Origin of the sequence: Streptomyces sp. NBC_00045 (assembly GCF_045041095.1) — a bacterium.
GTDB lineage: Bacteria > Actinomycetota > Actinomycetes > Streptomycetales > Streptomycetaceae > Streptomyces.
In genome coordinates this window covers 728,602-750,831 of the sequence record NZ_CP108271.1, presented here as the reverse complement: position 1 = coordinate 750,831, position 22,230 = coordinate 728,602, and the positions used below count along the sequence as shown (strand labels likewise).

The 22,230-nt window shown below is 72.4% G+C and carries 18 protein-coding genes; 7 read left to right on the top strand and 11 right to left on the bottom strand.

The genetic code is table 11. The features are described from left to right. Positions 1-28: 28 nt before the first annotated feature. From OHA65_RS03730 to thpR, 5 genes are all read right to left on the bottom strand, one after another. On the bottom strand, positions 29-3,937 hold the full coding sequence (locus OHA65_RS03730) for a Pls/PosA family non-ribosomal peptide synthetase (protein WP_327281629.1): 3,909 nt from the start codon (positions 3,935-3,937) through the stop codon (positions 29-31). Between the two features lie 192 nt (positions 3,938-4,129). Then, positions 4,130-5,692: an FAD-dependent monooxygenase gene (locus OHA65_RS03725; RefSeq protein WP_328761532.1), complete on the bottom strand. Its 1,563-nt coding sequence runs from the start codon at positions 5,690-5,692 to the stop codon at positions 4,130-4,132. A gap of 118 nt (positions 5,693-5,810) precedes the next feature. Continuing rightward, positions 5,811-6,359 carry a DinB family protein gene (locus OHA65_RS03720; protein WP_328761530.1) on the bottom strand — a complete coding sequence of 183 codons (549 nt, stop codon included), beginning with the start codon at positions 6,357-6,359 and terminating at the stop codon, positions 5,811-5,813. 98 nt (positions 6,360-6,457) lie between these two features. Next, on the bottom strand, positions 6,458-6,883 hold the full coding sequence (locus OHA65_RS03715) for a C40 family peptidase (RefSeq protein WP_405759135.1): 426 nt from the start codon (positions 6,881-6,883) through the stop codon (positions 6,458-6,460). 424 nt (positions 6,884-7,307) lie between these two features. Next, a complete protein-coding gene (thpR, locus tag OHA65_RS03710; protein WP_405761159.1) occupies positions 7,308-7,916 on the bottom strand; it encodes an RNA 2',3'-cyclic phosphodiesterase in 609 nt (202 codons plus the stop codon). A gap of 82 nt (positions 7,917-7,998) precedes the next feature. Between thpR and OHA65_RS03705 the strand changes: the two genes are divergently transcribed. Then, positions 7,999-8,679, top strand: coding sequence for a class I SAM-dependent methyltransferase (locus tag OHA65_RS03705; protein ID WP_405761156.1), 681 nt, complete (start codon positions 7,999-8,001; stop codon positions 8,677-8,679). Positions 8,680-8,683: 4 nt separating this feature from the next. Here OHA65_RS03705 and OHA65_RS03700 read toward each other — a convergent pair whose 3' ends face one another. After that, the gene (locus tag OHA65_RS03700; protein ID WP_328765119.1) at positions 8,684-9,907 is read right to left on the bottom strand and encodes a glycosyltransferase; all 1,224 of its coding nucleotides are present in this window, start codon (positions 9,905-9,907) and stop codon (positions 8,684-8,686) included. A 149-nt stretch (positions 9,908-10,056) separates the two neighbouring features. Between OHA65_RS03700 and OHA65_RS03695 the strand changes: the two genes are divergently transcribed. From OHA65_RS03695 to OHA65_RS03680, 4 genes are all read left to right on the top strand, one after another. Beyond that, positions 10,057-10,395 (top strand): hypothetical protein, encoded by a 339-nt coding sequence (locus OHA65_RS03695; RefSeq protein ID WP_327281622.1) that lies wholly within the window; start codon positions 10,057-10,059, stop codon positions 10,393-10,395. A 62-nt stretch (positions 10,396-10,457) separates the two neighbouring features. After that, positions 10,458-11,198, top strand: a complete 741-nt coding sequence (locus tag OHA65_RS03690; RefSeq protein WP_327281621.1) for a class I SAM-dependent methyltransferase — start codon at positions 10,458-10,460, stop codon at positions 11,196-11,198. Between the two features lie 91 nt (positions 11,199-11,289). After that, positions 11,290-12,522 carry an FAD-dependent oxidoreductase gene (locus OHA65_RS03685; RefSeq protein WP_327281620.1) on the top strand — a complete coding sequence of 411 codons (1,233 nt, stop codon included), beginning with the start codon at positions 11,290-11,292 and terminating at the stop codon, positions 12,520-12,522. An 85-nt stretch (positions 12,523-12,607) separates the two neighbouring features. Beyond that, the gene (locus tag OHA65_RS03680; protein WP_327281619.1) at positions 12,608-13,828 is read left to right on the top strand and encodes a cytochrome P450; all 1,221 of its coding nucleotides are present in this window, start codon (positions 12,608-12,610) and stop codon (positions 13,826-13,828) included. Between the two features lie 164 nt (positions 13,829-13,992). Here the strand turns inward: OHA65_RS03680 and OHA65_RS03675 are convergent, their stop codons facing one another. The 5 genes from OHA65_RS03675 to OHA65_RS03655 form a co-directional block, all read right to left on the bottom strand. After that, the gene (locus OHA65_RS03675) at positions 13,993-14,790 is read right to left on the bottom strand and encodes a hypothetical protein (protein ID WP_327281618.1); all 798 of its coding nucleotides are present in this window, start codon (positions 14,788-14,790) and stop codon (positions 13,993-13,995) included. Between the two features lie 69 nt (positions 14,791-14,859). After that, positions 14,860-15,357 carry a pyridoxamine 5'-phosphate oxidase family protein gene (locus OHA65_RS03670; protein ID WP_327285979.1) on the bottom strand — a complete coding sequence of 166 codons (498 nt, stop codon included), beginning with the start codon at positions 15,355-15,357 and terminating at the stop codon, positions 14,860-14,862. Between the two features lie 65 nt (positions 15,358-15,422). Continuing rightward, positions 15,423-16,139, bottom strand: a complete 717-nt coding sequence (locus OHA65_RS03665) for a class F sortase (protein ID WP_327281617.1) — start codon at positions 16,137-16,139, stop codon at positions 15,423-15,425. Further along, complete coding sequence (locus tag OHA65_RS03660) at positions 16,136-16,969, bottom strand: hypothetical protein (protein ID WP_329312582.1); 834 nt, start codon at positions 16,967-16,969, stop codon at positions 16,136-16,138. The genes OHA65_RS03665 and OHA65_RS03660 overlap by 4 nt, the downstream gene beginning before the upstream one ends. Positions 16,970-17,093: 124 nt before the next feature. Further along, complete coding sequence (locus tag OHA65_RS03655) at positions 17,094-17,708, bottom strand: hypothetical protein (RefSeq protein WP_327281615.1); 615 nt, start codon at positions 17,706-17,708, stop codon at positions 17,094-17,096. Between the two features lie 238 nt (positions 17,709-17,946). Here OHA65_RS03655 and OHA65_RS03650 point away from each other — a divergent pair, with 238 nt between their 5' ends. Beyond that, positions 17,947-20,502 (top strand): discoidin domain-containing protein, encoded by a 2,556-nt coding sequence (locus tag OHA65_RS03650; protein ID WP_327281614.1) that lies wholly within the window; start codon positions 17,947-17,949, stop codon positions 20,500-20,502. A gap of 144 nt (positions 20,503-20,646) precedes the next feature. Further along, a complete protein-coding gene (locus tag OHA65_RS03645) occupies positions 20,647-22,227 on the top strand; it encodes a serine/threonine-protein kinase (protein ID WP_405761152.1) in 1,581 nt (526 codons plus the stop codon). Positions 22,228-22,230 lie beyond the last annotated feature (3 nt).

The window sequence follows — 22,230 nt, the reverse complement described above, 5'->3', positions numbered from 1 at the left end:
CCGCTCCCTGCGCTGTGCTCGGGCCCTGTCAGGTCCGCCATGCCTCGATCGGGTTGCCCAGCCAACGGGTGTCGGCGGGGACGGATTCCCCGGCCATCACGAGAGACGCGGGCCCCAGCGTGCTGTGGGCCCCGACCGTGCTTCCGGGCAGGACGATGCCGCCCGGGCCCAGGGTGGCGCCCTCGCGGAGGACCACAGTATCCGTCCTCAAGATCCGGTCGTGGAAGAGGTGCGTCTGCAACACGCAGCCGCGGTTCACGCTGACCGCGTCGCCCAGTACCACCAGGTCCGTTTCCGGCAGCCAGTAGCTCTCGCACCACACGCCCCGGCCGATGCGGCCCCCGAGCGCGCGCAGCCACAGGGTCAGCAGCGGCGTACCGGGTACGGATCCGGCCAGCCACGGCACGGCCAGTACCTCGACGAAGGTGTCGGCCAGCTCGTTGCGCCACACGAAGCCGCTCCACAGCGGGTGCTCCCCCGCCCGGTGCCGGCCCACCAGCAGCCACTTCGCGGCCACCGAGACCACGCACGCGGCCGCACCGGCGGCGAGCAGCACCGCTCCGGACAGCAGCGCAGTACCCCAGACGCCCGGGCCGCCGCGGCTCGTGCCCAGCGCGCAGAGCGCGGCCACGGTCAGGACGGCCAGCGCGGCCGAACAGAACACCGGGACGAGCCGGCACAGCTCCACCAGGCCCCGCGCCCACAGCAGCCGCGCGGGCGGGTCGTAGGTGCGGCTCTGGTCGGCGGACTCGGCGGACCGCGGCAGCCGGACCGGCGGCAGCCCCAGGTACGAGCTGCCCTTCTTGGCCTTCTTCGGGGTCGCCGAGAGCACGCCGACCAGGCCGCCTTCCGGCACCGTACGGCCCGGGGCGGTCATGCCCGAATTGCCGAGGAACGCCCTGCGGCCGATCTCGGAGTGTCCGATACGCATCCAGCCGCCGCCCAGTTCGTAGGGCGCGGTCAGGGTGTCGTCGGCGAGGAACGCGCCTTCTCCGACGGTGGTGAGACTGGGCAGCGCGAGCACGGTGGACACCTCCGCACCCCTGCCGATCTTCATGCCGAGCAGCCGCAGCCACACCGGGGTGATCAGCCCGGCGTACAGCGGGAACAGCGTCTCCCGGGACAGGTCCATCAGCTGGGTGACCGTCCAGGCCTGCCAGCCGATCCTGCTGTGCGTCGGATGGGTTCCGGTGCGCAGCCCGAGGCTGAGCAGACGTACGGAGACCAGCAGCAGCAGCGCGTACGCGAACCCGAACGCGAGCGCCCCGGGCACCACCGCCAGCAGGGCTCCGCGCAGCGCCTCCACCAGTCCGGCGCCGGCGGGCACGAACCTGCTCAGCACGAGCAGGGCGGGCACCGTGGCGAGCACGGGCAGTGCCGTGAGGCCGAAGCCGGCCGCCCCATAAGCGGCCCGCCAGGGGAGCCCGCGCGGCGGGCGTTCCTTGGGCCAGTTGTGCTTGGCCCTGCCGAGCTTGACGGCGGGCGCCCCGGCCCAGCGCTGGCCGGTCGGAACCTGCCCGACCACGGCGGACCCCGGGGCCACCTCGGCCCGCTTGCCGACCCGTGCACCCGGGAACAGCATGCTGCGGGTGCCGACGACCGCACCCGCGCCGACCTTGACCGGGCCGATCACGAGCCGGTCGCCGTCCAGCCAGTGCCCGCACAGGTCCACCTCGGACTCCACGGCGCAGCCGCGGCCGAGCTTGAGCATGCCCGTGACCGGGGGCAGCGAGTGCAGGTCCACCTCGGGAGCGACCTTGGCGCCCAGGGCCCGCGCGTACCGCTCCAGCCAGGAGCCGGTGAGCGAGGTCGCGCCGACGTACTCGGCCAGCCGTTCGGCCGTCCAGAGCCTCAGGTGCACGCTTCCGCCGCGCGGGTGGCGGCCCGCTTTCACGCCGCGCAGCAGTAGGCGCGCGCCGCCGGCCGCGATCGCGAGGCGGCCCGGCGGGCTGAAGAGGAGCACGGCGCCGGCGGCGACCAGCCACCACGAGGCCGTCGGCGCCCAGGGGTACGGGCCGAGCCAGTGCAGGGCGTTGCCCAGCGCCAGCAAGGCCACCGTCCAGCGCAGGCCGACCAGGGTGAACAGCGGGAGCAGCAGCAGTACCTGTGCCACCTTGGACCGCAGCGGAACGGGCGCGACGATCCGGGCCGCGTCGTCGTCCCGTACGGACTTCTCCAGCCGCCGGGCCAGCTTGCGCAGGGTGGGCTGCTGGTAGATGTCGAGGACGGCCGCCCTCGGGTAGCGGGTGCGCAGGCGCGTGGTGAGCTGGGCCGCGGCGAGGCTGTTGCCGCCGATCGCGAAGAAGTCGTCGGCGGCGCCGGAGACCGCCACACCGAGGGTCTCGCTCCACTGCTCGGCCAGCCAGGCCTCGGTGCCGTACAGCTGCTCCGTGGGCCCGCTGGTCTCCAGTTCGGGCAGCGGCCACGGCAGCGCGTCGCGGTCCACCTTGCCGGAAGTGCGGGTCGGCAGCTCGTCTACCGGCGCGAGCAGCGGGACGAGGGCCGCGGGCAGCTCGGCGCGCAGCCGCTCGACGGCCGCCGCGTGGTCCCACCCGTCCTGGGTGACCAGGTATCCGACGAGCAGCTGGTTGCCGCTGCGGGCCGTGCGGACGGCCGCGGCCGCCCCGGCCACTGCGGGCAGCGCCTGGAGCGCGGCGTCGACCTCGCCCAGCTCGATCCGGCGGCCGCCGAGCTTGATCTGCTCGTCGCCGCGGCCCAGGAACACCAGTCCCTCGGGTTCGGCGCGGACGAGGTCGCCGCTGCGGTACGCACGCTCCCAGCCGAGGGACTCCAGCGGGGCGTACTTCTCGGCGTCCTTCTCGGGGTCGAGGTAGCGGGCCAGGCCGACGCCGCCGATCACGAGCTGGCCGCTGCCGCCCATCGGCACCGGCTCGCCGGATTCGTCGACGACGGCCAGCTCCCAGCCGTTCAGCGGCAGGCCGATCCGGATCGGTTCCTCGCCGGTCAGCAGCGACGCGCAGGCGACGACGGTGGCCTCGGTGGGGCCGTACGTGTTCCAGACCTCGCGGCCCTCGGTGACCAGGCGCTGCGTGAGCTCGGGCGGGCACGCCTCGCCGCCGAAGATCAGCAGCCGGACCTCGTCGAGGGTCTCTGGCTCCCAGAGCGCGGCCAGGGTCGGCACCGTGGAGACCACGGTGATCTCCTGTTCCACCAGCCAGGGGCCGAGGTCGGCGCCGCTGCGCACCTGCGAGCGGGGGACGGGCACGAGGCAGGCGCCGTACCGCCAGGCCAGCCACATCTCCTCGCAGGAGGCGTCGAAGGCGACGGACAGCCCGGCCATGACCCGGTCGCCGGGGCCGATCGGCTCCTCGGCGAGGAACAGTGCGGCCTCGGCGTCGACGAACGCGGCGGCGCTGCGGTGGCTGACGGCGACGCCCTTGGGCTTGCCGGTGGAGCCGGAGGTGAAGATGATCCAGGCGTCGTGCTCGGGGCCGGGTCGTACGGCGGCCACGGGGAAGTCCGCCGGGGCGGTGACGTCGATGAGCTGTCCGCCGCCCAGGACCGCCCGCACTCCGGCCTCGCCGAAGACCAGCTCGGCCCGCTCGTCGGGGTCCTCGGCGTCGACGGGCACGTAGGCGGCGCCCGCGGCGAGTACGGCGAGAATGGCCACGTACAGCTCATTGGTTCCGGACGGCACCCGAACGCCGACCCGGTCGCCGAGTCCCACCCCGGCGGCCTCCAGCGCGCGCCTGCGGCGTTCGACCTCGACGGCCAGCGCGCGGTAGGTCAACCGGGAGGCCCCGTCGTCCAGGGCGAGCTCGTCGGGGAACGCCCGGACGGACGCCTCGAAGACGTCGACGAGGGTGCGCGTCGGGGCGGCGGGCCCGGCGGAGAACCGGGCGGACTTGCCGGACTCCTCGCGCACGTCCTCGTCGTCGAGCAGGGTCACGTCACCGTGCTCAGATGTGGCTGCCATCTGCCCTCGCGTCTCGCTCCCGGGTTACTTCCGGGTCGCTGGCGGAGTCCGGGTTCGCCCGGGTTGTTCCGGTCCAGCGTCGAACAACCTGCCAGTCTAGTGCGGCATCAAGAATTTTCTCGCTGAAGCCTTGCCCCGTGGCGGAGAAGCGCCGGTGCGTTCGGGCCCGCCGGTCCCGTCCCGTGCGGGTGGTCAGGACCCTCCCCGGTCCGTGATCGCGGTGACGGCGTGCTGAAGGGCGCTGTCACCGGGTGAGCGGTCGTGCCAGCGGGCGCCGATGTGTCCGTCGGGTCGGACCAGGAGCGCGCCGTGAGGGCCCAGGTCGCAGAGCCCGGCGTGCTCCCGGGAAAGGGTTTCGACGCGTACGGGCCACGACGCGGCGGCCTGCCGCTCCCAGTGGGTGGGGTCCGGGGTGAGCAGGGTGAACCATTCGCCGAAGGCGTCGAGCGTGGAACGGCCGTCGGTGATCCAGAGGTGCGGCATGCGGTGGCCCGGCTCCGCGGTGGGCACGTAGTCCGTGCTCCGGTCGGACGGGCCGGGTGCGCAGCCGCCTCCCGTGAGGACGGCGGCGGAGCGGTAGGCGACGCCGAGCACCAGACCGAGTTGTGCGAAGTACCGCTCCGACCAGGGAAGCTCTACCCGGGCCCGGGCCGCTCCGCCCGTGCGGAGCTGGTCGCGGCGCCGTTCCAGTACCTGGACCATGAGCCGGGCGTTGTCGACCGCCTGGCGCAGGGTCCGGTGCGCGACGGGTTCGCGTTCCGCCCCGTACGACTCCAACAGGCCCGGCCCCGCCCACCCGTGGAGGACGCCCGCCAGCTTCCAGCACAGGTTGTGCGCATCGGCCACCCCGGCGTTCATCCCCAGGCCGCCGATCGGGGGGACCGCGTGCGCGGCGTCGCCCGCCAGCAGCACCCGGCCGTGCCGGAAGCGCTCGGCGACGAAGGCGTTCATCGCCCAGTGCTGCACCCGCAGAACGTCGACCCGCACGTCCGCGCCGGGGCCGAGGGCGCGCGAGACCAAGCCGGACCAGTCGGCGCGCGCGGTGTCCTCGGGCGAGGGACCGAACCAGACCCAGCCGCCTTCCGGGTGGACCGGACCGAACGATCCGTGCGCCGTGAAGTAGAGGCCGGCGGGCTGCTCCGCGCTCCACCGCCGCAGGTCCGCGTCGAACACGACGGTGGTGAAGTCGCCCATCGAGCCCGGACCGGTCGTGCCGATGGCCAGGTGCCGCCGGACGGTGGAATTCGCCCCGTCGGCGGCGACCACGTAGCGCGCCCGGACGCGGCTCCGCCTGCCGCTGCGGCGGTCGACGATCACGGCCACGACACCCTCGGGCTCCTCGGTCAGGCCGATGAGCTCGGTCCCGAACCGCACGGGCGCGTCCGCGGCGCCGAGCAGGACGGGTTCCAACCGGTCCTGGGAGGTGACCACGCCGATCGCGGGGCTTTCCGCCACCGGCGCGTTGACCCCGACCATCGCCGCCGTGGCGAAGTCGTCGTCGTACAGGGTGTCGCGGAAGCGGACGCGGCCGTACTCGGGGGCGAACGCGGCGGCCGCGATCTCGGAGGCCGACCCCAACTGGCGGAAGATCTCCATCGAGCGCACGTTGACCAGCCGGGAGCGGGGGAAGGGCGACAGCCCGAGGTGCTTCTCGACCAGCAACGCCGGCACGCCCCAGCGTTCCAGCAGGGCGCGGGCGGTGAGCCCGACGGGCCCACCTCCGACGATCAGTACCGACACCTCGGCGTCCGCCACGAGATCAATCTTCCGCCCCCGGCGGCCCGCCGCAATCCCCGGACGCCGGCGTACCCCCGAACGGGTTCAGCCGGCGAGCCGGCCGCGCAGGTGAGGGACACCACGCGCCCGGAGCCCGTCACCTTCCCGTGGCGCCGTCGATGCGTTCGCGCAGGAGGTCCGCATGACCGTTGTGCCGGGCGTACTCCGCGATCATGTCCACGATGATCCTGCGCAGTGAGATCGGTTCGCCGCTGCTCTTGCGGATCCCGGTCTCGTCCAGCGACGCCGCGGCCGCGGTGATCTGCCGGGACCGTTCGCATTCCGCGTGCCACACGGCGAAGGCTTCGGCGGCGTCCCCGGCCAGGTCGTCGAAGTCCTGGTCGGGGTCGTCGTCGGAGTAGTAGAGCAGCGGGACGTCCTCACCGGCGAACTGGATCCGGAACCACCAGCGCTCGACACCGGCCAGGTGCCGCACCAGGCCGTGCAGGGACAGCGTGGACGGCGGCACGGCGTGTTCGGACAGCTGTTCCGAAGACAGGCCGGCGCACTTGAGCTCGAAGGTGGCCCGGTACCAGTCCAAGACCGCGTCCAGCGTTTCCCGTTCGCCGCCCACGGCAGGTGGGGTGCGGCGGGTGTCGGCACTCCATATGGGTGCGTAGTGCTGGGGGGCGGGTGAGCCGGTCATCGTCTGCCTTCCCGATCGAGGAAGGGACGAGTCTTACAGCTGAGGCCGGGGCCGTCGAGGTCGCCGCGCCGGTCCGTCGCGGCCCGGCGGGCTCCTGATCAAGTGGCTCGGGCGTAGCGGACGTTTCCGCTCCAAATGCGCTCCAGTCGTACGCGCGTCCCCGGCCGTGGGGCGTGCCAGATCTTGTCGTGACCGGCGTAGATTCCCACATGTCCTATCGTCGCACCCGCGGGGAAGAACACGAGATCGCCCGGCACGCGCTGTACGCGTCGGATGTGGCGGGTTTGCACGTACTGCTCGTCGGCGGTGCGGGGAAGTGTCCGGCCCGCCTCTCGGAACGCGTACAGCGTGAGGCCCGAGCAATCGAATTCCCGCGGCCCCGTCGCTCCGTAGACATACGGCGCACCCCGCTTGGATGCGGCGATTTCGACGGCCTTGGCGCCGTACGGGGAAGCCGCCGCCTCGGCTTGGGCGGCAGGGCCGGTGGCGCTGGCGAGGGAGATTATCAGGGAGAACGTGAGCACCGTGGCGATACGGCGGGTTGACAGGTGGTCGGTTGAACGTTTTCGGTTGTCCGTCCTGTTGAAGCTCAATCGTGATACCTCCGCATTGTGTTGCTGAAACAGTACCGAGTGAGGTTCTGCGTCCGTGACATTGCGTATTGGCTCTCGACGGCCGCCAGTTTTCTCTGATCGGCTCGAATTTTCAGCCACCGGACACAGCTTCACACATCTCGGTTGAGTAAAATCGTCCGAGTTTATCGGGATGGATTATCTTCCGGAATAACGTATGGCCGGTTACGCTGGTCGACTGACGGGCGGGGTGACGGACCGGGTGCAGCGGACCGGATCGCCCTCCGCCTTCCGGACGTCCAGCCTTCCCGCGTGGGGGAGTTGGAGCCGGCACCAGCAAGTGCAGCTGAATGCGCGGATGTTGGCGGGGTGAGCATCAGCCCGCACCGGTGAACTTCCAGGACCGGATGTCGCGGTAGTGGATCGGGCCGGGGCCGCGGCCTATGTTGCTGCCGACCAGGTGGAGGCGCTCGGCCCGCCACGTGCGGCCCGTGAAACCGGTGAGGGCGGCGGCGACTTCCACCGTGCTGGAGGCGTCGCTGCGGCGGGATCGGGCCAGCGTCAGGTGCGGCCGCAGCGGCCAGCCCTCGAACGGGATGCCGCAGTCCTTGACGGCGGTGCGCACCCGGGAGGTGAGCAGGTGCAACCCTTCGACCTCGCCGGCGATCCCGCTCCAGAGCACCCGGTGGTCGAAGTGCCCACTGCTCCGCAGGGCCAGCTCCAGGGGCTGGTGTGCCGCAGCGAGGGCGGCGAGCGGCGGCTGCAGGAGCGGAACCGCTTCGACGGGGAGTTCACCGAGGAAGGCCAGCGTGATGTGCCAGTCCTCGATGCGGTTCCACCGCAAGCCCGGGTAGGCGCGGTAGGCGGGCCGCAGCTCCCGTGCCAGTTCCTCCTTGGCGTCGTCGGGCGGGGCGAGGGCGATGAACACGCGCACGGTTGCGGATGCGGAGCCGGGAGCTGCTGCGGGCTGGATCTGATCGTTCACGAGGGACTTCGTACCGTACCCGCGGCGATCCAGTCATCTCCGGTCCCCGGCACGCGCCTCCCGCGGGGGCATGATGGGCGCCATGCCCGATCACGTGCCCGGTCCCGTACCGCATCCCGCGCCGGCCATCACCGAGTACTGGGACGCCGCCGCTGCGGCGTTCGACGACGAAGCGGACCACGGCCTGCGCCAGGAGCCCACCCGGGCCGCGTGGGCCCGACTCCTGGCGTCCTGCGTACCCCCCGGACCGGCCGACGTGCTCGACGTCGGCTGCGGTACCGGGTCCCTGTCCCTGCTGCTGGCCGAGGCGGGGTACCGGGTCACCGGTGTGGACCTGGCGCCGCGGATGGTCGAGCGGGCCCGGGCGAAGCTCGCGGCCGCGGGCCTCGCCGGCCGGTTCCTCGTCGGTGACGCCGCAGCGCCGCCGACCGGGCAGCAGCGCTACGACGTCGTCCTCTCCCGCCACCTGCTGTGGACCCTGCCCGACCCCGAGGCCTCGCTCCGCGCCTGGGTCTCCCTGCTGCGGCCCGGTGGCCGGCTGGTGCTGGTCGAGGGCCGGTGGCGGGAAGCCGGGCAGAGCGGCGTGCCGTACGTCGCCGGCGCCGAGGCCCTGCCCTGGCACGGCGGGATCACCGCCGAGGCGCTGGCCGCCGCCGTTCGCCCGCTTGCCGCCGGCCTGCACGTCGAAGCGCTCAGTGACGACCCCGAGCTGTGGGGCGGACCCGTCACCGACGAGAGGTACGCGTTGATCGCCCGTATCTGAGAGGTCAGCCGGCCGCGTCGAGCAGCAGCTTCGCGGCCACTGCCGCCCCATCGGTACGCACCGTCGCGGCCACGGCCCTCGCGCGTGCCAGGGTGTCGGGGGCCAGGGCGGTCTTGAGGGCGGTCGACAGGGACTCGAAGGTCGGAGTCGGCCCCTCGTGCGCCACGCCGATGCCCAGCTCGGCCACCCGGCCCGCCCAGTACGGCTGGTCCGCCATCTGCGCCACCACCACCTGCGGAGCGCCCGCCCGGGCTGCGGTCGTCGTCGTGCCCGCGCCTCCGTGGTGCACGACGGCGGCCACCCGGCGGAACAGCACGTGGTGGTTGACGTCGCCGACGGCGAAGCAGTCCTCCTGGTCGTCGACCAGGGTGAGGTCGGCCCAGCCGCCGGAGACGAGTACGCGGCGGCCCTGCGCACGAACCGCCTCGATGGCCGCCCGGGCCACGTCCTGCGCGTCGCGCACGGGAATGCTCCCGAAGCCCACGTACACCGGGGGAGTGCCGGCCTCCAGGAACGCCTCCACGTCGGCCGGCAGCTGCTGATCCGCCGGTCGGAACCATGCGCCGGTCTGCACGGCGTCGAGGTCGGCCGGCTCCACCCACGGGCTTAGGACCGGGTCCGAAGCGAGCAGGGGCCGGTCGGTGAGGACGTAGCTGCGGAAATCGTCCACGGGCGGCAGGTCCACCGTCGCGCGGTGGGCGTTCAAACCCGTCCCGAACAGCACGTTCATGTTCTCGGTGTCCAAGTCCCACAGCACCCGGTTGTCGGTCACCTCCGGCGGGAACGGCCGGCCCGGCCGCTCGAACGGCCTGTGGTGCGGCGACGGCAGGTAGGTCGGGAAGTACGCCACGAACCGGTAGGGGATGCCCAGCTCCTCGGCCGCCGACCGGGCACCGGCCGCGGCCGGGAGCAGACCGGTCGCCACCATCACGTCGCACCCCTCGGCCGCCGGGGCGACTGCTTCGTACGTCGTGGCCACCAGCGCGGCGGCGCGCGCGGGCAAGCCCTCCGCCGGCATCGGAGTCGTGCCGGTCACCGCCGCCTTCACCACCGGGCGTATCGGCTGGCCGATCGGAGCCAACGGGATGCCCGCGCGGTCGAGCACCTCCGCGAAGTCCGGCGGCGCGCACATCCTCACGTCCGCGCCGAGCGCCCGCAGCTCCACCGCGAGTCCCACCATCGGCTCGACGTCTCCTCGCGACCCGAACGCAACCAACAACACGCGCATCATGTGATTCCCCGCTTCTCAGGTGTCCGGCCTTTTGCCGCACACCCCAATGGTCCGCCACCGCACGCCTCAACTGATCATGCACCTAGGCTGACTTCTACCGGAGCGGGCGGCAGGCCCGCACCCATCGGAAGAACGAGGGAGTGTCAATGATGCGTATCAGCCGCCTACTTGGTGCATCCACGGTGTCCGCCGCCCTGGTCGGGACGACGCTGATCGCCAGCAGCCCCGCCATCGCCCAGACGAACGCGGCCGCGGCGAGTTGTACGGCCCTGGCACTGGAGACCGTGGTGATACGTGACCGGACGAGCCTCACCGGTACGGCTCTCGCCCAGCTCAACAAGGGGGAGACCACGTCGTCGCCCTGCCGGATGTACTACGGCGGCTCGTACACCAAGTGCGGTATCACCAGCACGCGTTGGGTCAAGGTGACGAAGCACGGCGTCACCGGCTACGTGGTCGGCACCTGCGTGAAGCAGCCCGCCTGACCCAACAGCGCGCGGCGGGAAAACCAGGTGCGGAAGACAGGCGTCGTTGACATGCTGCGCCGATGCACCGTGAAGAGATCTCCAAGATCGCCCATACCGAACACCCCATCAAGGCACCGCTCGACGACGACTCCGTACGCCGGCTGCTGGACCGCGGGCTCCCGCGTGGCGACGAGCGCGTACTCGACCTCGGGTGCGGCGGCGGAGAGTGGCTGCTGCGCGCGCTGACCACGCGGCCGCGCGTGCACGCCGAGGGCGTGGACATCTCCGAGGAGGCCCTGGCGCAGGCGGGGCTGGCAGCGCGCGACCTCGGCGTCGAACAGCGCCTGACCCTCCACCAGACCCAGGCCGCGGACTTCACCCCTGCGCACCCCTTCGACCTGGTGCTCAGCGTCGGAGCCACCCATGCGTTCGGAGGACTGCTCCCCACCCTCGCGGCGGCGCGCGAGCACCTGGCCCCCGGCGGCCGTGTCGTCATCGGGGAAGGGTTCTGGGAACACCCGCCTTCCCCGGAGGCCGCCGAAATGCTCGGCGACTACTCCGATCTCGCGACCACCGTGGACCGGGTCGTCGCCGACGGCTGGACCCCCGTCGACGGGCACGTCAGCACGCGCCGCGAACTGGACGACTACGAATGGTCCTGCTGGGGGTCACTGGCATCGTGGGCCCTGGACCGCCCTGCCGATCCGGACAGCCCGTACGTGCTCAAGACGGCCACCACCCGCCGCTCCGAATGGCTCCACACCTACCGGGACACCTTCGGCTTCGTCTCCCTGGTCCTGCGACGGACCCCCGACCTCTAGGGAGTGCCCGGCCGCGTTGCCGGCCCCGCCGCCGGGGGTGGGGTATACGTCCTGTCGGGGCCACCCGATGCCGACGAAGGGAGTGGTCGCCGTGGAGCGAACGGGGTGCTGTGTGGTCGGGGGAGGGCCTGCCGGGATGGTGCTGGCCCTGCTGCTCGCCCGGGCCGGGGTGGAGGTGACCGTGCTGGAGAAGCACGGCGACTTCCTGCGCGACTTCCGCGGCGACACCGTCCACCCGTCCACCCTGTCGCTGCTGGACGACATCGGCCTCGCCGAACGGTTCGCCCGACTGCCGCAGCGACGGGTGACCTCGGTGCAACTGCCCATCGGGCCGGACCGGTCCCTCGTGACCGTCGGCAACATCGGGGCGCTGCACGGAAAGTACAACTACATCGCGATGGTGCCGCAGTGGGACCTGCTCGACCTGCTCGCCGACGAAGCGGGCCGGGAGCCTTCCTTCCGGCTGCGCATGAACACCGAGGCGACGTCGTTCCTGGTCGAACGCGGACGGGTCACGGGCGTGCGGTACCGCACCGCGGACGGCGGTACCGGTGAGCTCAGGGCCTCGCTGACGGTGGCCTGCGACGGCCGCGGTTCCCTGGCCAGGGCGCTTCCCGAACTCGGGCTGGAAGACTTCCCCTGTCCCATGGACGCGTGGTGGTTCCGGCTACCGCGCCGCGAGGAGGACCCCAGCGGGCTCGTGGGAGGGCTGGGAGAGAGGTTCTTCAGCGCGCTCATCGACCGCGGCGACTACTGGCAGTGCGCGGGACTCATCCCCAAGGGGACCGACGCCCAGCGCCGCGCCGAGGGTCTGGAGCGCTTCACGGCCCAGTTCGCGCAGGCGGTCCCCTGGCTGGCCGACCGGGCCCACACCGTCACCTCCTGGGACGAGGTCAAACTGCTCGACGTACGGCTGGACCGGCTGCGCCGTTGGCACCGCCCGGGGTTGCTGTGCATCGGCGACGCCGCCCACGCCATGTCGCCGGTCTTCGGCATCGGCATCAACCTCGCCGTGCAGGACGCGGTGGCCGCGGCCCGCTACCTGGTGCGCCCGTTGCGGGAGGGCACCGTGGGACTGCGGGACGTCCGCCGCGTACAGCACCGCCGCCTGCCCACGACCGTGGTGACCCAGGGCCTCCAACGCCTGGCCCACAGGCAGGTCATCGAGCCGCTGCTGGCCGGCCGCGTCGCGTTCGGCGATCCCGGGCGGGCCAAACGGCTGACCGAGCTCGTCACCGACTCGCGGTGGCTGAACCGGCTCCCGGCCTACTTCATCGGCTACGGAGCCCTGCGCGAGCGGCCCCCGAAGGAATCGCTCCGCTGAACCGTTCGCGTTCGCGTGGTGTCCCCGGAAACGGGGGCGCGTGCCTCACCCTCGGACGTGAGGACGACGTACATCGGGAGGCACCATGAACGAGCGGCCCGTCCTGCTGCCCTACGCCGATCCGGCCTTCGTCGCGGACCCCTTCCCGCTGTACCGGCAGCTGCGTGAGGACGGCCCCGTGCGCCGCGCCGTCATCGCGGGCGGCCTCGAAGCCTGGATCGTCACCCGGTACGAGGACGCACTCGCGGCCCTGTCCGACTCCCGCCTCAGCAGCGACGTACGCGACGCTTCGGACGCCCGGCTCCTGCTGCAGCTGCCCGAAACGGAGCGCGAGTCGATGCTGAGCAACATGCTCCGCAGCGATCCGCCCGACCACACCCGACTGCGCCGACTGGTCTCCCGGGCGTTCACCGCCCACCGGGTCGCCGGGATGCGGCCCCGGATCCAGGCCATCGCCGACCGGCTGCTCGACGAGATCGTCCCGGCGGGCCGGGCCGACCTCGTCGCGGACTTCGCGCAGCCGCTCCCGGTCACCGTGATCAGCGAACTGCTCGGCGTGCCGGTGGACGACCACCACGACTTCCAGCACTGGACCGACCGCATGATCAGGCGCGGCGCGGAGCTGCCCGACCCGGCCGTGGTGAACGAGGCATGGCAGCACATGCGCGCCTACGTGGTCGAGCTCATCCGGGCCAAACGGACACGGCCCGGAGACGACCTGCTCAGCGCCCTCGTCACCGCCCGGGACGCGGAACAGCGGCTGACCGAGGACGAACTGGTCGCCATGGTGTTCCTGCTGCTGGTCGCCGGCTACATCACCACGGTCAACCTCATCGGCGGCGGCATCGCCGCGCTGCTCGCCCACCCCGGCCAGCTCGACCTGCTGCGTTCCGACCCCGCACTGCTGCCGGGCGCGATCGAGGAGTTCCTCCGCTACGACGGCCCGGTCAACCCCGGCATCGCCCGGTTCGCCCGCGAGGACGCCGAGATCGCGGGCGTGCGCATCCCGCGTGGCGCGACCGTTTTGATCGGCTCGGCCATCGCCGACCGCGACCCGGCGCGCTTCCCGGACCCCGACCGTCTGGACCTCACCCGGCAGGACAACGCGCACCTCGCGTTCGGGCACGGCATCCACTACTGCCTGGGTGCGCCGCTGGCCAGGCTGGAGGGGCAGATCGCCATCGGTACGGCTCTGCGCCGGCTCCCCGGGCTCTCCCTCGCCGTACCGGCGGACGAGATCCGCCGCCGCGCGGGCGGCCTGCGCGGCCCCGAGAGCCTGCCGGTGACCTTCACCCCCGGCGGCTGAGCCCGACCGGCGGATCCCGTTGCGGACCTCCCGGCGGGGCCGAGTTCCGGCGGGGCGGACCCCGGCGGGGCGGACCCCGGCGGGGCGGACCCCGGCGGGGCGGACCCCGGCGGGGCGGACCCCGGCGGGGCGGACCCCGGCGGGGCGGACCCCGGCGGGGCGAATCAGTCGTGTGCGTTCAAGACCGTCGTGAGCAGGCTGCCGCCCACGATCAGTGCCACGCCCAGCCACCACACGTTGCTGTCGAAGATCAGGACGGCGATCCCGATCGGCACCAGCAGCCCAGCCAGGGGCAGGAACATGCCGGCGAGGTGCGGGGGCTCCGGCCCGGGCAGCCCGGCCTTGCGCAGGGCCTGGGCGCGAGCGACGTCCGGGTACCAGGCGGTGAAGCGCAGGGCCGTGACGATGGCCAGGATCTGAATGATCCATCCGGTCCAGATGTTGTTCGGGTCGTGCAGCACCAGGTCGCCGTACGCACCTGCGATGGCGGCGACGAGGAACGCCAGGCCCCACACCCCGGTGATGAGGTAGTTCGTCCGCAGGAACGCGGGGGTGTGCCAGATCGCCGGATCGACCTGCTCGCGCGCGTACTGGAGGGTGAAGGGCTTGCGGATCGCCATGGACCCGAACGCGATCACGAAGAGGGCGATGTTGGAGACCTCTCCGGCGTAGGTCTCCAGCCAGCTGCGGGTGCTGTCGCTGGCGAGGAGGCCGACGACGGCGAGGGCCGCGAAGAAGACCAGGTCGGCGATTTCCAGGAGCTTCCACGAGCTGCCCCGGTTGATGATCCGCCCGGCCGCGATCAGCACGACCGTCGTCGCCAGGGCGAGCACGACCGCGATCTCGAACCTGCCCGGTCCGACCAGCAGCGAGAAGATGATCCACGGGGCCATGCCGACGACCGGATTCTCCAGGAGTCCGGCGACGGCACCGCGAGCCGCGGTGGGCGCCTCGGTCTTCACCCCTCCAGGGTGCGCGCGGCCGGCCCGTCGAGCCATTCGGGCACGGCACGCGGCACGCGGCACACTGCGTCAGGTGCGTTCGCGTTCCTCCCGTTGCCGGACCAGTTCCTCGACCGCGGTCGGGAGGGTCGTTTCGAAGTCGATCAGCTTGGCCCACGTCGGAGTGACGACGATCCGGACCATGCCGACGTAGAGCGCCCGGACCTCGGCCTCCCATGCGACCCGCTGTTCGGGCGTCATTGCGTACGTGCCGCTCGACTGGAAGAACTCGTCCGGGATGCCCTCGACGACGTCCAGCTCGGCCCGGCCGCGCAGCAGCAGGATCTTCGGCGGATGGACCTCGGTGTCGATCGTCAGGGCAACCGTCGGGTTGTGGCGCAGGGACGGCAGCTTCGGCGCGTTCTTCGGTGTGCACATGACGATTTCCGAGCCGTTCCAGACGAAGCCGATCGGGATGACCCGAGGCGTGCCGTCCTTGGCGACGTAGGCGAGGCGGGTCATGTCGCGCGCCAGGAGTTCCCGACTCGTCGGACGGTTCAGGACTTCGGTGATCTCGCTCGGCTGCACGGTCGGACCCGCCTTCCCACGCTTCTTCGTCAATACCGCCCCAGCTTAGGAGGAACAGGACGTTCTCACGCGGTACTCGTCATCCGGGCGAACACGACCACGTTGCTGTCGTAGTAGTGCTTCTTCGGGTCGAAGTCGCCTCCGCACGTGACCAGGCGCAGGCCCGCGTAGTCGAGGTTCTTGTAGACCTCAAGCGTGGGGAACTCGGCCTTCGGGTACTCGGCCACCCGGTCCACCGTGAACGTGGCCGTCTTGTTGTCGCGCCGGGTCACCTGGATGGTGTCACCGGCCTTCATCGTCTTCAGCTTCTCGAACACCGCCGCCGCCCCGTTCCAGGTGACATGGCCGGCGATCACCGCCGGCCCCTGGGATCCGGGTGTCGGGCCCGGCTCGTACCAGCCCGCCAGAGCGGGGTCCTTCGGGGTCTGCATGCTCCCGTCGGCGTTCTGCCGGAGCGTCTCCAGGGAGCTGGAGAGGCCGAGGGACGCAATGGTGATCTTCTGAGGCTCCGAGCGGGCGAGGGCGGGCTGGGCCTGGGCCGCGCCCGAACCGCCCTTCGCCCCGGGCTTGGGCGACTCCTGCTTGCCGCCGCCGGCGGGCGCCGACGCGGAAGGCGCGGCTGCGGCTCCCGCGTTCGCGGGGGGCGACGCCTCCGGGCTCTGTCCCGAACACCCCGCCAGGAGCAGCGTGGCGAAGGCGAGGGCGGCGGCCAGGGGGCTCGCGGTCCGGCGGCGGGGCCCTGCGGCGGGGCGGGCCGGTGCGCAGGCGTCGACGGGGCTCATGCGGCGTCCCCGGTGGTCTGCACGGCCTGCTTGCGGGTGACGGCCGACGCGGCACGCCTGCGTACGACGGACATCGCCCCGGCCGTCAGCACGGCCGCGGTGATCGCCCCGCCGGCCGCCGTCGTCGCCGTGGCCGTGGCGTTCTGCGGAGAGCCGCCGCCGGTCTCGATGCCGCCGACCGGAAGGGAACCCACGGACGCGCCCATCACCATCCCGCAGTTGGTCGGAGCCGTGGCCTCCTGAGGCAGCTTCGGGTCGAGCTCGCTCTTGCCGGCCCCCTCGAAGTCGTACTTGCCGTTCTTGTTGCGGTCGATGCCGTGCTGCACGATGTGCAGGTCCTTGAGGTGGTCGACCACGTCCTGCGCGACGGTGATGGTCCGCTTGTACGAGACCTTGCCCTGCTTGTTCGCGACGGGCATGCGCTCGACGGCGAGACCGCTGGTGGCCTTGGTGTCCCCGGACGTGGTGAGCGAGATGTTGATGTTGCCGTAGTCGACGGTGGCCTCCGTGTTGCTGAGGATCCCGTCACGGTTGGTGTCGTCGGTGGCGTCCGGGCACATGAAGTCGTGCCCGTTGGTGGAACCGTGCAGGTGCTGGGCCGAGGGCTGTCCGGGCACCATGCCCTCGGACTCTATCTGCACGGTCAGCTGGTTGCCCTTGAGGCTCAGCATGGCCGTACCGTGAGAACCCGAGTCATTGAGCTGCGCCAGGTCGATCTGGTACGCCTTCCCGCCGTCGGCGAGAGCCGGCCCGGAGAGGCCGAGAGTCAGGAACACGGCGGCGGGCACGGCGGCGGACACCACGAGACGACCAGTGCGCTTGACCATCACATTCGCTCCTCTTCCGCGGTCTCCCGGCTTGGGGAACCGCAGATCGGTCGGGGGTGAAGCGAGCCCCCGGGAGGGGGTCTCGCTGCCTCTTCGGAGCGGCAACGCGCTTGGATTGGTGATTTCTTCAGATAATTTCGCGGAAGCCCGCGGAGGGGGGCGGGGCGGCGTGCAGGGCTGCCGCGAGGGCGGGCGGGGAGTCGGTCGAGGCGTACACGGTCGTCGCGTCCACCACCCCGCCCGGGCCCAGGTCGAGACGGACCGGTGGGTCCAGGCGCAGAGCCACGTTGAGCGAGTCGCCGACCGAACAGGCCACCGCCCCGGGCTCGTCCGGCACGGGCCGCGGCCCCCGGCCCGGGACCGTTCGGACCACCGCCGCCGAGGATCGGACCGCCGCGCGTGGCAGCGCCAACTCCCCGAGGAACCCGGTCCGCAGGAGGACCCGTTCGACGTCCACCTCGTGCGGGTGCCGGACCAGAGCGGCCACCAGGCCCAATCCGGCCAGGACCAGCAGCACCTCCAGCGCCGCGTGCACCGGGCGGACCCCGGGCGGCAGCACGGACGAGAGCGGGAAGGCGGCGACGGCCTCGGACACCGCGAGGACCAGCACCACCTGTCGCGTCTCGGCCGAGTGCCGCAGCCCCGTCGGCGCCCGGCGTCGCTGCAGCACCGCTGCGAGGGATCCGGCCCACACCCGTGCGATGCCTGCTGTGGTCGGCCCGGCCGTCACCCTCCCCGTCATGCGCTCCCTCGCCGTCACGGACATCCGCCCCCCGCCTCGTCGTTCCGTCGTCCCCGCCCAGCATCGAGCGAGTCCGGGGGAGCGGACAGTGACGAATGTCAGGGAAACGTCGGGAACGCGTCATCCGGTGCAGGGGTGGCTGTGCTCTTCACGCCAACTCTCCTTTGTTGCAGGTGAGTTATGGCGGTGCCGGCCTATGTTCTACGGGGTATACGCCGGTTCGCCCCAGGAGGTCAGATTGCAGTACAGGCGACGCTCCCTCGCCTTTCCCCGCGCGTTACGCCGCTCCCACCTGCTCATCGCCCTGGGCCTCGGCTCGCTGCTGATCGGTGTGATGCCGTGGTTCGGGGTGGCGGGCCCGGCCGCGGCGGGTCGTGCGCCGACGCCGCGCCCCGCCCCCGTCCCCTTCGACCAGCAGACCGCACAGCAGTCACCACACCACGGCATCGCCCCCGCGAACGCCATGGAACCCACGGCTCCGGTCCTCGACCGGACCGGCTGGACCGCGACGGCGACCGACGAGGAGACCAGCGGCGAGAACGGCCGCGCGGCCAACGTCCTCGACGGCAACACCACCACCATCTGGCACAGCAAGTGGGCCGGAACCCCCGCCCCCCTGCCGCACGGCATCACCATCGACATGCACCGCACGGCAGTCGTCTCGGCACTCGTCTACCTCCCCCGCGCCGACGGCGCCAACGGGCGCGTCGGCGAGTACGCCATCAGCCTCAGCGCGGACGGGCAGAACTGGGCGAGTCCCGTCGCCTCCGGCACCCTCGCCGACGACGCCAGCGCCAAGACGCTCGGGTTCGCCCCGCAGGGGGCCCGGTTCGTACGGCTGACGGCGCTCACCGAGGCCGGCGGCCGCGGCCCTTGGACCTCAGCCGCCGAGATCAACCTGCTGGGCGACCCCGGTACCCCCGCAGCCACCGTCGACCTGCCCCGGACCGGCTGGACGGCCACGGCCAGCGACGAGGAGACCGGCGGCGAGGACGGCCGTGCGGCCAACGTCCTGGACGGCAACGCCGCCACCATCTGGCACAGCAGGTGGGCAGGTGCCCCCGCCCCCCTGCCGCACAGCATCACCATCGACATGCACCGCACGAGCGCCGTCTCCGCGCTCGTCTACCACCCCCGCCTCGACTATGCGAACGGCCGGGCGGGCGCGTACACGGTCACGACCAGCACCGACGGCACGGCCTTCGGTGCGCCGGTCGCCACGGGCACCTGGCGGGACGACGACACCGTCAAGACCGCCACCTTCATCCGCACCGAGACGGCGCGCTACGTACGGCTGACCGTGACCACGGAGGCCGGCGGCCGCGGGCCCTGGACCTCGGCCGGAGAGGTGCGCCTGAGCGGACCGGCCAGCCCGGCCGTCCACGGAACCTGGGACCGGATCACCGGATTCCCCCTGGTGCCCGTGGCGACCGCCGTCCTGCCCGGCGACAAGCTGCTGGCCTGGTCCGCGTATGCGGTCGACCGCTTCGGCGGTAGCAACGGCTACACCCAGACCGCGATCTTGGACCTGAAGACGGGCAAGGTCACCCAGCGCCGCATCGACAACACCGGGCACGACATGTTCTGTCCGGGCATAGCGATGCTCGCCGACGGCCGGGTACTGGTCACCGGGGGGAGCAACGCCGAGAAGGCGAGCATCTACGACCCGGCCGCCGACACCTGGTCCGCCACCAGCAGCATGAACATCGCCCGCGGCTACCAGGCCATGACCCTGCTCTCCACCGGCGAGGCCTTCGTCCTGGGCGGATCCTGGAGCGGACCGGCGGGCGACAAGGCCGGCGAGGCCTGGTCGCCGGACACCCGCACCTGGCGCGCCCTCCCGGGCGTCCCGGCCACCCCCGCCCTGACCGCCGACCCGGCCGGACCGTACCGGGCCGACAACCACATGTGGCTGCACGCCACTTCGGGCGGCAAGGTGCTCCAACTGGGCCCGAGCAAGCAGATGAACTGGATATCGACCAGCGGCCGGGGCAGCATCACCCCTGCCGGGACCAGGGCCGACAGCCAGGACGCGATGACGGGCAACGCCGTCTCGTACGACATCGGCAAACTGCTCACCCTGGGCGGCGCGCCCGCCTACGAGAAGACCCCGGCCACCCGACGCGCCTACACCGTGAGCATCTCGGGCAGCCAGGTCCAGGCCGCCCGTACCGGAGACATGGAGCACGCCCGCGCCTTCAGCAACAGCGTCGTCCTGCCCGACGGCAAGGTGGCCGTCTTCGGCGGACAGGCCTACCCGGTGCCCTTCAGCGACGCGACGTCGGTGCTGGCCCCCGAACTGTGGGACCCCTCGACCGGCAGCTTCACCCCACTGGCCACCATGGCCATCCCGCGCAACTACCACAGCGTGGCCAACCTGCTGCCGGACGGGCGGATCTTCTCCGGCGGTGGAGGCCTGTGCGGTGACTGTGCCACCAACCACGCCGACGGGGCCGTCTTCACGCCGCCCTACCTGCTCAACGCGGACGGATCGCCGAAGCCGCGCCCCGTCATCACCGCGGGCGTGCCCGCCAGGACCGCTCCGGGCAGCTCGCTCACGGTGAGCACCCAGGCCCCGGTGGCGTCCTTCGTCCTGATGCGGGCCGCGGCCGCGACCCACTCCACCGACAACGACCAGCGCCGGGTCCCCCTCGCCTCCACGGCCACCGGGACCGGCACGTACACGGTTTCGGTACCGGCCGACACCGGTGTGGTCCTGCCCGGGACCTACATGCTCTTCGCCCTCGACGCCCAAGGGGTGCCGAGCATCGCGAAGTTCGTCACCGTCTCCTGAACCCGCACGCGGTGTCCGGTCGTCGAACCGCCCGGACACCGCGCGCGGGTGACCCGCCGGCCGGGCAGTACGTCCGATAAGTTGGCCCACCGGACGGTCCGCGCGCTGCGGGCCGCCTCACTGCCACGGGGGGCGGGGGAGTCGGTGGAGTCTTTGCGGCCCGGTGACCGGCCGGAAATCGGCGGGTACCGCCTGTTGGCGCGGCTCGGCGAGGGCGGAATGGGCGAGGTCTTCCTCGCCCGTACGCCCTCCGGCCGACCGCTCGCCCTGAAGACCGTGCACCGGGAGCTGAGCCTGGAGCCGGACTTCGCCGAACGGTTCACCCGGGAGATACGCACCAACGACCGGGTGCGCAGCCCCTGGACGGTCTCGGTGGTCGACTTCAGTCCAGCGGGGGCGCTGCCGCAGTGGCTCGCGACGGAGTACGTCCCCGCGCCGTCGCTGGGCGACTGGGTACGCGGTCACGGCCCGCTGGCGGAACCGGCCCTGCGCAGCCTGGCCAGGGAACTGTCGGCCGCGCTCGTCGCCGTACGGGCCGTGGGAGTCGTCCACCGCGACATCAAGCCCGCGAACGTGCTGCTCGGTCCGGAACGGCCGTTCCTCATCGATTTCGGGATCGCCCGCGCCGTGCGCGACCCGCGTCAGACACAGACGGGGGCGGTCATCGGCACGCCCGGCTACCTGGCCCCGGAGCAGGCGGTGGGCGCCGTGGCGTCGGCGGCCGCCGACGTGTTCTCCCTCGCCGCGGTCCTCGTGTACGCGGCAACCGGCCGCGGGCCGTTCCTGGCCGGCGCCGAGGAACTGTCACTGCCCGCCCTCCTGTACCGGATCGTGCACGACGAACCCCTACTCGACGGCGTGCCGGAATCTCTACTGCCGCTGGTCCGGGAGTGCCTGGCCAAGGACCCCGATCGGCGGCCGACCGCCGAGGAGGTCCGGGCACGGCTCGGCAGCGCGGACGAAGGTGAGTGGAGTGTCGCGGTGCCACCGGCCCTGGCCGCGGAGGTCGCGCGCCGGGAAGCGGAACTGCGCCGGCTCCTGACCGCACCGCAGCCCCCGGTCGCGCCTGAGCCCGTGCCCGCTGCGCCGGCGCCGCCCCCGGTTCCCGCCACTGCGCCGTCCGCTCCGCCGTCCCCGCAGGAGCGCCCGGGCGGGTGGGCCGCCCGGCGGTCCCCGGTGATCGGCGTGGCCGCCGGGGCGGCCGTCCTCGCGGTGGCGCTGACGCTCGCGCTCACGCTTCCCCGGGGCGGCGGCGACCGCGACGCGGGGTCACCCGCCGCCTCGTCCCCGGCGTCCGCATCGTCGTCCGCGCCCCCGTCCGCGGGGACGTTGCCGGCGTCGTGGGTCGGCACCTGGTCCGGCGTCGGCCCCGGGACACCGGACGCGGACGGCATCACCCTGGCGAGGACCGGTGAGTTCGCGGTCACCGTCACCCTGGACGCCGGGAAGGCGGGCGAGATCGTGGGCCGCCAGATCAGCAACGTCAAGGAGGTCTCCAGCGGGCGCGACCTTGGCTGCACCGAGGCCCTTGAGCTGCGTCAGGTCAAGGGGAACACCGTGGTCCTCGCGGCGGCGACCAGCCATCCGACCGACCGCGCGGCCTCCTTCGACTGCCCCCGGGGCAACCTCTACGTGCTGACCCTGGAGGCACCGGACCGGCTGACGCTCGCATCGGAGGGCGCACAGTCCGCCGGAGCCCCGGCGGCCCTGAACCGCAGCCACTGAACC

What these genes read in the sequence shown, in the direction of transcription:
- OHA65_RS03730 (WP_327281629.1), bottom strand. Translation starts at nt 3,937, where the DNA reads ATGGCAGCCACATCTGAGCACGGTGACGTGACCCTGCTCGACGACGAG.
- OHA65_RS03720 (WP_328761530.1), bottom strand. Translation starts at nt 6,359, where the DNA reads ATGACCGGCTCACCCGCCCCCCAGCACTACGCACCCATATGGAGTGCC.
- OHA65_RS03705 (WP_405761156.1), top strand. Translation starts at nt 7,999, where the DNA reads ATGCCCGATCACGTGCCCGGTCCCGTACCGCATCCCGCGCCGGCCATC.
- OHA65_RS03700 (WP_328765119.1), bottom strand. Translation starts at nt 9,907, where the DNA reads ATGCGCGTGTTGTTGGTTGCGTTCGGGTCGCGAGGAGACGTCGAGCCG.
- OHA65_RS03695 (WP_327281622.1), top strand. Translation starts at nt 10,057, where the DNA reads ATGATGCGTATCAGCCGCCTACTTGGTGCATCCACGGTGTCCGCCGCC.
- OHA65_RS03690 (WP_327281621.1), top strand. Translation starts at nt 10,458, where the DNA reads ATGCACCGTGAAGAGATCTCCAAGATCGCCCATACCGAACACCCCATC.
- OHA65_RS03680 (WP_327281619.1), top strand. Translation starts at nt 12,608, where the DNA reads ATGAACGAGCGGCCCGTCCTGCTGCCCTACGCCGATCCGGCCTTCGTC.
- OHA65_RS03665 (WP_327281617.1), bottom strand. Translation starts at nt 16,139, where the DNA reads ATGAGCCCCGTCGACGCCTGCGCACCGGCCCGCCCCGCCGCAGGGCCC.
- OHA65_RS03655 (WP_327281615.1), bottom strand. Translation starts at nt 17,708, where the DNA reads ATGACGGGGAGGGTGACGGCCGGGCCGACCACAGCAGGCATCGCACGG.